8 protein-coding genes and 1 tRNA gene are annotated in these 11708 nt (G+C 61.7%); 7 read left to right on the forward strand and 2 right to left on the reverse strand.

Annotated features, from left to right (window positions below; genetic code table 11):
- On the reverse strand, positions 1-2777 hold a 2777-nt coding region (locus ABWU19_RS05635), incomplete at its 3' end, for a homocysteine S-methyltransferase family protein (RefSeq protein WP_435900787.1).
- Between the two features lie 130 nt (positions 2778-2907).
- On the opposite strand from ABWU19_RS05635, the gene queG reads away from it, so the two are divergent.
- Positions 2908-4008: a tRNA epoxyqueuosine(34) reductase QueG gene (gene queG, locus ABWU19_RS05640; protein ID WP_435900788.1), complete on the forward strand. Its 1101-nt coding sequence runs from the start codon at positions 2908-2910 to the stop codon at positions 4006-4008.
- Between the two features lie 15 nt (positions 4009-4023).
- On the opposite strand, the gene ABWU19_RS05645 is transcribed toward queG, so the two are convergent.
- A complete protein-coding gene (locus ABWU19_RS05645) occupies positions 4024-4734 on the reverse strand; it encodes a metallophosphoesterase family protein (RefSeq protein WP_314133526.1) in 711 nt (236 codons plus the stop codon).
- An 87-nt stretch (positions 4735-4821) separates the two neighbouring features.
- On the opposite strand from ABWU19_RS05645, the gene lnt reads away from it, so the two are divergent.
- From lnt to ABWU19_RS05675, 6 genes are all read left to right on the forward strand, one after another.
- Positions 4822-6219, forward strand: a complete 1398-nt coding sequence (gene lnt, locus ABWU19_RS05650) for an apolipoprotein N-acyltransferase (RefSeq protein WP_435900789.1) — start codon at positions 4822-4824, stop codon at positions 6217-6219.
- 35 nt (positions 6220-6254) lie between these two features.
- A tRNA-Leu gene (locus ABWU19_RS05655) sits at positions 6255-6340 on the forward strand.
- A gap of 29 nt (positions 6341-6369) precedes the next feature.
- Positions 6370-6597 carry a preprotein translocase subunit SecG gene (gene secG, locus ABWU19_RS05660; protein ID WP_027877155.1) on the forward strand — a complete coding sequence of 76 codons (228 nt, stop codon included), beginning with the start codon at positions 6370-6372 and terminating at the stop codon, positions 6595-6597.
- A 481-nt stretch (positions 6598-7078) separates the two neighbouring features.
- Entirely contained in the window at positions 7079-8812 is a 1734-nt protein-coding gene (locus tag ABWU19_RS05665) for an ABC transporter substrate-binding protein (RefSeq protein ID WP_435900790.1), read from the forward strand.
- Positions 8813-8867: 55 nt separating this feature from the next.
- Complete coding sequence (locus ABWU19_RS05670; RefSeq protein ID WP_435900791.1) at positions 8868-10064, forward strand: ABC transporter permease; 1197 nt, start codon at positions 8868-8870, stop codon at positions 10062-10064.
- A gap of 10 nt (positions 10065-10074) precedes the next feature.
- Positions 10075-11646 (forward strand): ABC transporter permease, encoded by a 1572-nt coding sequence (locus ABWU19_RS05675; protein WP_333659676.1) that lies wholly within the window; start codon positions 10075-10077, stop codon positions 11644-11646.
- Positions 11647-11708: the final 62 nt, after the last annotated feature.

An 11708-nucleotide genomic window follows, 5' to 3' on the forward strand; every position in this document is an offset into this window, starting at 1 on the left:
GGGGTGTTGGAAGGGATGTACTCGGAACCGGCCATCAGTTTCTCCTGCAGAATTTCGTAGGCAGTTTTGTACTTGTGGCCGCTCATCTCGCGGCTGGTCAGTTGGGGTGGGGCATTTCCGGTCAACTCTTCCATCAGCTGCAGCCCGTCGAAGGCATCGGAAGCATAATAAACCGGGCCGGTGGTGTAGACCTGGCGCAGGTCGTTTTCCACGTAGTGCCGGTTGAGGGCGGCTCCGCCCAGTACCACCGGCAGGCTGACCCCTCGAGCCGCCATGTACTCGAGGTTCTCCTTCATCACCACGGTGCTCTTGACCAAAAGCCCGCTCATCCCCACCGCGTCGGGCTTATGCTCCTCCACCGCGGCCAGGATCTCCTCGATGGGCTTCTTGATGCCCAGGTTGACCACCTTATAGCCGTTGTTGGAGAGGATGATGTCCACCAGGTTCTTGCCGATGTCGTGCACATCGCCCTTGACCGTGGCGATGACCATGGTTCCCTTGTGCACGCCCTCGAGCTTCTCCATGCGCGGCTCGAGGTAGCGCACCGCGGCCTTCATGGTCTCGGCGGCTTGCAGCACGAAGGGCAGCTGCATCTTGCCCGTGCCGAACAGGTCGCCCACCACCTTCATGCCTTCGAGCAGGATCTGGTTGATGATCTCCACCGGGCTGTACTTTTCCAGGGCCTGTTCCAAGTCGGCCTCGAGGCCCACCTTGCGCCCCTCGATGATGCGTTTTTTCAGGCGCTCCTCCAAGGAAAGCCCGGCCAGGGGGTCGTGGGCCAGGGTTTTGTCGACCTTGTTTTTGGCGAAGTAATCCACAAAGGCAAAAAGCGGGTCGTGGATCACCTCGCCGCCCGGCCCGAACTGCCGCCGGTCGTAAATCAGATCCAGGGCCAGCCGGTACGGCTCGGGCGGAATCTGGTTGATGGGCAGAATTTTGCCGGCGTTCAGAATGGCCGCGGTCAGGCCGGCCTGGATGCACTCATCCAAAAAGACCGAATTAAGCACCACCCGGGCCTGCGGCGCGAGCCCAAACGATACGTTGGAAACGCCCAGGATGAAGCCCACCTCGGGCAGCAGTTCACGCACCTTGCGGATGCCCTCGATGGTCCACCGGGCCAGCTTGCGGGTGTCCTCGTCGCCCTGGGTGATGGGAAAGGTGAGCAGATCGAACAAAATGGACTCGCCTGGGATGCCGTGCACCCGTGTGAGCCGCTCGTACATGCGCAGGGCAATCTCCACCTTGCGCTCCACGGTTTTGGCCATGCCGGCTTCTTTGTCCTCGTCAATGGTCAGGGCCACCAGGGCTGCGCCGTGCTGCTTGGCCAGGGCCGCCACCCGGTCGAACTTCTCCAGGCCGTCTTCCAGGTTCACCGAGTTCAAAATGGCCCGCCCGCCCAGGTGCTTGAGGGCTTCCTCCATCACCTCTACCTGGGTGGTGTCAATCATGATGGGGATGGGCACGCTGGTGGCAAAGCGTTTCAGCACCTCGCGCATATCGCGCACCTCGTCGCGCCCGGTCCAGGCCACCGAGACATCCAGCACGTGGGCCCCTTCGTCCACCTGTTCGCTGGCCAGTTGGTTCATGCCGTCGAAGTCGCCGGCGAACAACAGCTCGCGGAACTTCTTGCTGCCGGTGGCGTTGGTGCGCTCACCCACAATCAGGAGGCCGGTCTCCTGCCGCAGCGGCACGCTCTGGTAGAGGCTGGCCACCTGGCCCAAAGGCGAGGGCTTGGGGTTCTGCTGGCTACCCCGAAGCACCTGGCTGTGCCCCCGCAACCCCTCCACCAGCGCCCGGATATGTGCAGGCCCGGTGCCGCAGCAGCCGCCCACCGCGTTCAGGCCGTACTCCCGCACAAACTTGAGCTGCCAGCGGGCCAGCTCGGCAGGGGTGAGGTCAAAAACCGCTCGGCCCCCCTCGTTGCGGGGAAGGCCGGCGTTGGGCAGGCAGGAGACCCAGCGGGTGCTGTTCTGGCAGAAGTAGCGGATGTGGGTGTCCATCAGATCGGGCCCCACCGCACAGTTGATGCCCACCACATCCACCGGCAGGCTTTCCAGCACCGTCAGGGCGGCCCCATCGTCGCTGCCCACCAACATCGTTCCGGTGGCCTCGAAGGTAACCTGCACTTGCAGCGGCACCTCCCGTCCCAGGTCGCGCATGGCCTGGCGGCAGGCCAGCACTGCGCAGCGAATCTGCAAAACGTCCTGGCAGGTTTCGATCAGGAGTAGATCCACCCCACCGCGAACCAGGCCCCGGGCCGCCGTGCGGTACGATTCGAACATCTCCTTCCAGCCAATCTGCCCCAGCGAGATGAGCTTGGTGCCCGGCCCCAGCGCGCCGGCTACAAATCGCGTTGTTTCGTCCTTCCCGTTATCTACAACCTGACGGGCGATCCGGGCCGCCTCGTAGGCCAGGTCTTCGGCCTCGGCCTCCAGGCCATACTCCATCAGCACATGGGGCAAGCAGCCGAAGGTGTTGGTCTCGATGACGTCGGCGCCGGCCTCGAGGTAGCTCTGGTGGATGGCGGCGATCACATCGGGGCGGGTGCGGTTCAGGATTTCCGGGCAGCCGCTGTACTGGGCTCCGCCAAAATCGGCGTCGCTCAGGTTGTACTTGAAGATTTCCGTCCCCATGGCCCCGTCGTAGACCAGCACACGCTCGGAGAGGGCCTTCAGGTAGGGGAAGGCCTGGGAGCGGGCCTGTAGCGCATAGCCCTGGGCGGTAAGGGGCTCGAGGCCCTGTTCGGCAAAAAAGTCACGCGGAGCGTTCACACTCACAAAGGCTATTGTAGAGCACGGTATACCAAATGTATGCGTAGCGGGCTGCACAAGCCCTCCGGGCGGCTTATGCCAGACGGACAGGCCAGTATGGCTTGTATTTATCGGGCCCACTGCGCACAATCGGGGTGTGCAGGTGGCCGAAACCCTCGAGCAGGCAGCGCAAGAGCAGGGCTTTCTGACGGCGTGGGCTGGCCTGGATTTGCCGCAGGAAACCCAGCAACGCTACCGCGACTGGGTAGCCGAGGGCAGGCAGGCCCAGATGGCTTACCTGGCGCAAAACCTGGAGATCCGGCTCAACCCGCCGCAGCGCTTCGCCTGGGCCAAGAGCGTGCTGGTGCTGGCGGCCCCCCATGCCTACCCCCCGCCCCCAAAGCCTACTGGTGGCCTTCGCCTGGGCCGGGTGGCCCGCTACGCCTGGGTGCGGGATTACCACCTCTTGATAGCGCCCCATTTACAGGCCCTCGAGCGCCTGGCCCAAAGCCTGGGCCTAGAGGCTAAGGGCTATGTGGATACCGGTCCCCTGTCCGAGCGTTCCTATGCCGCCCTGGGGGGCCTGGGCTGGATTGGCCGCAACGCCATGCTGATGCGGATGGGGGAGGGCACCTACCTCACGCTGGCGGTTCTGCTCACCTCTCTTCCCCCAACCCGCCTAGAAGCGCCTTACCCGAACCGCTGCGGAACCTGTACCCGCTGTGTGGTGGGGTGCCCCACCGGGGCCTTGCTGGGCGATGGAACCATGGATTCCCGCTTGTGTATCAGCTACTGGACCATCGAACACCGAGGCCTGATTCCTGCTGAACTATGGGCGGGCATGGGGGACTGGTTGTTTGGCTGCGATGTCTGCCAGGAGGTGTGCCCCTGGAACCGCAAGGCCAGGTCTTTCTGGCAGGACTTTATCCCCGAACCCGAGCTGGCCTACCCCAACCTGGAAGATTATTTTTACCTTTCCTCCAAGGCCTTCGAACGCAAATATGCCGGAACCGTCTTCCTGCGACCGGGTCGTACCCGTATGGCCCGCAATGCGCTGGTGGTGCTGGCCAACCTGGGCAACCCGGACTACCTGCCCCTGGTGCGCCACGCCGCCCAGGACGTGAATCCGGTGGTGCGGGCCACCGCCGCCCAAGCCCTGGCCCGACTGGGCGACCTGGAAGCCCTGTGGCCCCTGCGCCAAGACCCCGAGCCGCAGGTGGCCGAGGTGGCGCTGGGGTTGCTGGAAGGGCGGGTATAAACCCCACCCTCAGCCTCACTGGGGAAACCGCCCCTGCCGCACCACTTCTGCCAACACCTCGGGCAGCTCCCAGGCCGCCAGGTCGAAGGTAACCTGACCGTAGTCGTAGGGCAGCTTCAAAAAGCGGTGGAGCACATCGCCGTGGACATCATCTTCCAGAATGAGCACATCGGCCCCTGGCTCGCCCCCCAGGCTCAAGCCCACCGAACCGGGGTCGAAAACCACCCCTTTGTGTACGGCCCTACGAAAGGGGATGTGCTTACCGGCCACCACCGCGTAACGCGAGCGAATGGACTCGAGCATCTTCAGAATTTCCTGGGGGTGGGCTTCGTTCAGGTCAATTTTGTGCTCGGGGTCTTCGGGCGAGCCGTGGAAGGCCATCAGGCGCCCCCCTGGGGTCTCGTAGCGGTGACGCGAGCGAAGGTTGCGTAGAAATTGCATCTCGCGAGTGCCCAGCTGTTCCCGGGTCCAGATGATGGTGGTCTCGGCGATGCCTTCCCGCGGTGGGGAGGGCAGGGCATAGGCTACCCGAAGGTCGGCGGCTCCTGGGACACAGGGAATGCCCTCACGGTCGAGCTTGCGAATAACCTGTCGGGGATGGGGACCATAGCCGACCAGATCTCCCACAGCCAGCACCTGCTCAACCCCCTCCTTGCGCAGGGCCTCGAGGGCCACCTCGAGCGCAGGCAGGTTGGCATGTATTTCGGCGATAATTCCCAGTCGCATGTTGCCATCATTTTGCCATGTTCGGGCGCTGGTGCTGGGCCACTCGCCGTAATCTCGTTTACTCAAGGCCCTGCCGCGTATGATTGGGTGGTGCAGACCTGGTTTCCGCTGCTTTTAGGTGCGGCCCTAGCGCTTACTCAACCCCCCAGCCCGCTGGGCTTTCTGGCCCCATTGCCTCTGGTCTGGCTTTTGACCAGGGGGGGCTTCCGCTTTGGAATGCTGGCCGGAATGGGCTTCTGGGCGATGCACCTGGTCTGGCTACCCCTTAGCTTTGTGGTGCTTTTTGAAACGCCCTGGGGGGCGGTGCCCTACCTGCCGCTGGTCTTGATCAAGGCGGCCATCTGGGGGGTCGTGTTTGGCCTGACCCGGGGCAGGCCGCTGGCCAGGGCTGGGTTGTGGGTGGTGCAGGAATACCTCACCTCCCTGGGCGAAATTGCCTTTCCCTGGGGTTTTGTGGGCTATGCTCTGGTGGATGCCCCTGGGCGGCTGCTGGCCAGCCTGGGCGGGGTTTACCTGCTTTCGCTGGTGGTGATGGGGGTGGCGCTCTGTGTGTATGCGGCCTGGCAGCGCTTGCGGAAAGACCCGGTGGTTTTTTCACTTCCGGCTTTGGGCCTGTTTGGACTGGGCCTGTTTTGGCTGGGGCTGTGGGTTATGCCGCTTCCTTCTGCACAGGGAAGCCAGAAAGCCCTTTTGGTGCAGGGCAACATCAACCCTTTGCGGAAGCTCGAGGGTGCCTCGGCCGAAGAAACCTACCTGCAACTTACCCGCCAGGGATTGCAGGCCCACCCCGATACAACCGTGGTGGTCTGGCCCGAAACCGCAGTTTCTGGCTTCTCGCCCGAACTAGTGGCCTTGCTCGGGAGCCGGGAGCTTATTAGCGGCCTCGAGACCGGCCTGACCAATCGTGCGGTGCGGGTGTATGGGGGCCAGATTACCCATTACTACGACAAAAACCGGCTGGTTCCCTTCGGCGAAAACTTTCCCTGGGCCGAGGTCTTGCGCCCCGTATACCGCTTCTTTTTCCGCGCCCTTGGTTTTCACGGCGACCTGGTTAGCCGCACCCCCGGCACGGGGCACACCCCCCTGGGCCGGTACGGTGCGTTTATTTGCTATGAGTCGGTCTTCCCGGCGATAGCCCGCAGGCTTGTTCTAAACGGCGCCGAGGTGTTGCAACTCGGCTCCAACGATGCCTGGTATGGCCCCAGCTTTGGGGGCTTGCAACACTTTCAGATGGGCCGTCTGCGGGCGGTGGAAACCGGGCGCTGGCTGCTGCGCGCTGGCAACGATGGCGTAACGGCCATCATCGACCCCTACGGACGGGTTACGGCCCGCATACCGCAGCGGCAAGCCACCTACTTGGTGGGGGCTTTTGGCCTGCTGCAGTACCAGACCCCCTACGTGCGCTTTGGAGACTGGGCAGTGGCTTTGGCCGGGTTTTTGGGTGTGATTGGCTTGCGCAACCGCGCAAAAGGCACTATAGTTTAGTCTTGCTGGCAGGTATGCCAGAAATGTGCGGGCGTGCCGGGATGGCGGAATTGGTAGACGCACCCGACTCAAAATCGGACGGTTAACAGCCGTGTGGGTTCGAGTCCCATTCCCGGCACCAACCAATCCCAAGTGCAGTGGAGGCCTTACGTGGAGTTCTTGCAAAACGTCCTAATTTTCTTCTACATCGCCGTGGCCGGGTTCCTGGTCTATCTGGTGCTTTCCCAGGAACCCAAACAGGGCGCAGGCGATATGTTTGGCGGTTCGACCGATCTTTTCAGCACCCGTGGGGTTACCGGTGGCCTGTACCGTATTACCGTAGTGCTGGGCATACTCTTTGTGGTGCTGGCCTTCTCGTTCCGCTTCTTCCCTCGATAAACGCCGCTTGGTGAAGGCCTTGCTTTGAGCCTCGAGGCCTCTGTACCGGGCGCTCGCAGGCCTGGCGTTTCCCAAAACCGTTGTGCTGGTCACGCGAAACCGTGCTTGATAAGGCGCTAAAACCCGCCTTTCCCTGCGGTTTTGTGTGCTTGCCGGCCCGGCAATAAAGTTGCTTTGCCAGTGGAATGTCGCAGCTTAATCTGCGGAAGCCTGCCCGCCCAAAGCTGGCAACCCCTAAATCCCAAGCCCGCTGCCCAGGGCCGATTATATTGTTCTGGACGCTATTTGACTCACATCAAAAGCGCTGCGACTAAGCCTTATCCACCGTTCGGTGGATGTAATTTCGACTGCATTTACACCTCCAGGCCTTGACAGCCGCTTGATGGCTTTATAGCTTTGTACCAAGTCCATCTGGCTCTGATGCTTTTTTTACAAAAGAGCGAGGGTGGTGAACTGTCCAAACTATAGTAGGAGGCTAAGAATGAAGAAACTGTTGGTCTTAGGAATGCTTGCCCTGGCTGGACTGGCTATGGCCCAGCCCAAGGTGTTCAAGGGCACTGAGCCAGGCCGTGCCGGTGGTGCGTATCGGGTTACCTCCATCTCCGACCCCCGCACCTGGAACCCCTTTGTGGCCCGCGAAACCTCGTCCACCGACATCATCGCGCTATTTTTGCCTTATCTGACCACCTACGACCCCTATACCCAGGCCCCCGAAGGACGTCTGGCGAAGTCGTGGGAGGTGCGCAACAACGGCTTGACCGTTATTTTCAAGCTGCGCGAAGGGGCTAAATGGTCGGATGGACAGGCCATTGATGCCGACGACGTAATTTTCAGCGCCACCGTCCATGCTGACCAGCGGGTTAACTCCAACTCCCGCAGCAGCTTCATCCTGGATGGTCAGCCCATCAAGTGGACTAAAGTAGACCAGTTCACCGTGCGGGCCGACTTTCCCAAGCCCTACGCACCGGCCCTGATCCAGGGCTGGTATATCGTGCCCGAGCACATTTTTGGCCCTGCCTATCGCGCTGGAGTGCAGCAACTCCAGGCCCTGTGGAACCTGGACACCCCCCCGGCCCAGGTGGTTTCGGGTGGTCCCTTCAAGCTGGATAGCTATGTCAAGGGCGAGCGGGTGGTTCTGGTGCGCAACCCCAACTACTGGGGCGTGGATGAGCGCAACAACCCGGTGGCCTACCTCGAGCGCTACACCGTGCAGATCGTGCCCGACCTGAACGCCCAGCTCGCGCGGTTCCTGGCCGGGGAGGCCGATACCTTCTCGGCGGCCAACGCCGACCAGGTGGCCCAGGTGCTGGAGCGCATCCGGGCCAACCGTCTGCGGGCCGAGATCTTCCCCAACGTGGACGTAACCCTGGGCACCAACTTCATCGTGTTCAACTGGAACCACAAGGATCCCTTCAAAGAAAACCTCTTCCGCCAGGTCAAGTTCCGCCGGGCCATGGCCCACCTGATGGACAAGAAGTCCATGATCGAGGTGGCCCTGGGTGGCCTGGGCCAGCCCCAGTGGAGCCCCATTTCCATTCCCAACAAAGCCTTCTTCACCGACGATGTAGCCAAGTTCGAGTTTAGCCCGCAGAAGGCCGTGCAGCTCTTGGCCGAACTGGGCTTCCGTACCAAGAACCGCGATGGCTGGCTGGTGAACGCCCAGGGTAAGGTGCTCGAGTTCAACCTGGTCACCAACCAGGGCAACAACGTGCGTGAGCGCATCGCCCAGATCTTCCGCGACGAAGCCCGCAAGGTGGGGGTCAAGGTCGAATACCGGCCCATTGACTTCAACGAGCTGGTGCGCCAGCTCACCACTCCTGCCGCCGACGGCACCCGCGAGTTTGACGCCATCTTGATTGGCCTCACGGGTGGTATCGAGCCGGCCTTTTTCCGCAACGTGTGGCAGCTTAACGGCAGCCTCCACGCCTGGAACCAAGGCGTAGGAGGCAAGAACCCCGCCAAGGTGGAGGCCTTTGAGGTGCTCATTGACACCCTGATGACCCGCGGGGCTACCACCCTTGACCAGGCCCAGCGCCGCCAGATTTACGTGCAGTTCCAGAAGGTGGTGGCCGAGAACCTGCCGCTCATCTACACCGTGGCCCCGGCCTACAACCCGGCCCGCCTGACCCGCCTGGGTGGCATGTTCCCCAAGGAGCAAATTAACTCCATCACCGGACAGGCCCCCTACATCGAGACTATTTTTGCCAAGGAGTAAAAGCCTTCGAGGGCAAGGGGTGGTCCGCCACCCCCTGCCTTCATGCTGAGGTGTTATGTTTGGCTACGTTGTACGAAGGCTGCTCCAGCTAATCCCCACCTTTTTTGGGGCTACCCTGCTGGCCTTTCTGGTGATTCAGCTTGCGCCGGGCGACTTTGTGACCAGGCTCGAGCTCGACCCCACCCAGGATCGCGAGTCCATTGCCAACCTGCGCCAGCAACTGGGCCTGGACCAGCCCCTGCCGGTGCAGTACGCCAAGTGGCTCTCGGGCATCCTGCAGGGTTACCTGGGCCTCTCGCTCTCCTATAAAACCGACGTGTGGAACGTGATCGGCCAGCGCATCCTGAACTCCATGGTTCTGGTGGTGCTGGCTACCTTGATGATCTACTTGATTGCCATTCCCATTGGGGTGTACTCGGCCATCCGCAAGTACACCTGGCCCGACCGCACCTTCACGGTGCTGGCCTTTTTAGGTCTGGCTATCCCGAACTTCTTCTTTGGTCTAATCATGCTGTTTTTGGCGGTCTGGCTCAACGACTTGACCAACATGCGCATCCTACCCATCGGCGGCATGACCACCGAGTTTATCCACCTGGGTAACTTGACCCGCGCCGCAGGGCTGCTCTTCCCGGTGGCGTTACTGGGAACTCTGGTGTACGCAGGCCTCTTTTGGTGGAAGAGCAACCACGGCCAGCCCGTAAGCTTTGGTGTCTGGGTGGGGCTGGTGATGTTTGGCGTGAGCACATTGCTCATGCTTTTCCCTTTGTTGCAAGGCCCTGGTCTACCCGAGCGGCTGCCCTACACCGAATCGCCCCTCTGGGCCAGGATTACCAACGTCTTGTGGCACGCCTTCCCGGTGGTCATCGTGGTGGGCACTTCGGGCCTGGCCGGCTTAATGCGGGTCATGCGGGGCCAGATGCTGGATGTGCTCTCGCAGGACTACATTCGCACGGCGCGCGCAAAGGGCCTGAATGAGCGGGTGGTGATCTACAAGCACGCCCTGCGCAATGCGGTGATTCCCTTTATCGCTGGAATCGGAGGGTTGCTGCCGGCTCTGATTGGGGGTGCTGGGCTGGTGGAGGTTACCATGGCCTGGCCGGGCATTACGCCCGCTCTGCTGGAGGCTATCTCGGCCATCGACATCTACGTGATTATGGGCCTGATCACCATCACCACGGTGCTGCTGATGATCGGTAATGTGGTTTCGGATCTACTGCTGGCCTGGGTAGACCCGCGCATCCGCTACAGCTAGGGGGTATGACATGCTACGAAGAGCGCAAATGACGTCCACCCCCCCGGCCAACCGAAGCTTTTTCCAGCAGGCCTGGATTCGCTTCAAGCGGCATCCGCTGGCCCGCTTGGGCGCTGTGGTGCTGCTGGTGTTTTATCTGGGGGCCTTATTCGCCGACTTCCTGGCTCCTTATCCGGAAGAGAAAAGCTTCCGCGATTTCTCCTTTGCCTCGCCCACCCAGATTTTCTGGCGCGACGAAAACGGTCGCCTGACCCGCCCCTATGTGTGCGCCTCCGAGCGACGCAGGAACCTCGAGACCTTCAAAGTCGAGGTCATTACTGATTGCGAGAAAGGCCGCTATCCCATCTACTTTTTTGTACAGGGCGAGCCCTACCGCTTCCTGGGGCTGATCCCTGCCGACCTGCGCTTGATGGGTGGACCGTGGCTGCTAGAGGATAAGGCCAAGCTCTTTTTGTGGGGAACTGACGACTTTGGCCGCGACATCTGGGGCCGTATCTGGTTCGGGGGGCGCATCAGCCTGACCATCGGTATTTTTGCGGTGGCTTTGGCCCTGGTAATAGGCATCTTCATGGGCAGTATCTCTGGTTTCTACGCGGGCCGGCCGGTCACCTTCAGCATCGGGGTTTTGAACCCACGCTTCTGGGCTTTTGTGCGTAGCAGCCGATGGTCGGATCACCTGCTGGCCTTTCTGGGCTTGGCCCTGGTGGCGGCCTTGTTGTGGGGCATGTTTCAGGGGTACGAGCGCTACATCCGACCCGATCTACAGCGGGTGAGCACCCTGGCCCTGGGGGGGCTGGGCCTGGTGCTGGGCCTGGTGGTGCTGGGCCTGCTGTTATACAGCCTGGTCTGGCGCAGCCATCTGGTGCGGGCTTTGCTCTGGCTTTCGGCCTGGATTGGCATTGCCTGGCTGCTCTGGATCACGGTATGGGGCTTTTTGCAAAGCAGCCGCGGCCTCGAGGCCATTGTGGCGGGCCTGATTGGCGCAGCGTTGCTGGGGGCCATCGGCTACATTCTGCTGTGGCCGCGCATTGAGCTCGACCTCGACACCATCATCATGCGTACGGTTGAGGTGCTGGCGGCCATCCCCGACCTCTTTTTGCTGATTATTCTCTCGGTGCTGATACCTATGGAAGTGCCACCCGCAGTGCGCTTCGTGCTGGTGGTAACGATTCTTTCCTTTGTGAACTGGGGCGGTCTGGCCCGTATTATTCGCAGCCAGGTGCTGCAACTGCGCGAGATGGAGTTTGCCCAGGCCGCGCAGGCTTTGGGGGCCGGCGATGCCCGCATCATCATTCGCCATGTGCTGCCGGGAACCTATACCTACCTGATTGTCGCCGTCACGCTGGCTATTCCCGGGTTCATCCTGGGCGAGTCGGGCCTTTCCTTCCTGGGCCTGGGCATCCAGGAGCCCGCTACCTCCTGGGGGTTGATGCTCTCCAAGGCCCAGGCTACTGGCATTACGGCATTTACCGAGCGTCCCTGGCTCCTGATCCCGGGGGTGTTTATTCTGCTGGCAGTTTTGGCCTATAACTTCATGGGTGACGGCTTGCGCGATGCCCTCGACCCGCGCACTAAAGTGTAGCCTGGGGGCCAGGCTGGGTTTGCTGCACCCTTGAAGCGAAACCACCAAAAGCGTAGTGCCCC

This window comes from Meiothermus cerbereus (assembly GCF_051297115.1).
Taxonomy (GTDB): Bacteria; Deinococcota; Deinococci; order Deinococcales; family Thermaceae; genus Meiothermus; species Meiothermus cerbereus_A.

What these genes read in the sequence shown, in the direction of transcription:
- ABWU19_RS05645 (WP_314133526.1), bottom strand. Translation starts at nt 4,734, where the DNA reads ATGCGACTGGGAATTATCGCCGAAATACATGCCAACCTGCCTGCGCTC.
- ABWU19_RS05665 (WP_435900790.1), top strand. Translation starts at nt 7,079, where the DNA reads ATGAAGAAACTGTTGGTCTTAGGAATGCTTGCCCTGGCTGGACTGGCT.
- ABWU19_RS05670 (WP_435900791.1), top strand. Translation starts at nt 8,868, where the DNA reads ATGTTTGGCTACGTTGTACGAAGGCTGCTCCAGCTAATCCCCACCTTT.
- ABWU19_RS05675 (WP_333659676.1), top strand. Translation starts at nt 10,075, where the DNA reads ATGCTACGAAGAGCGCAAATGACGTCCACCCCCCCGGCCAACCGAAGC.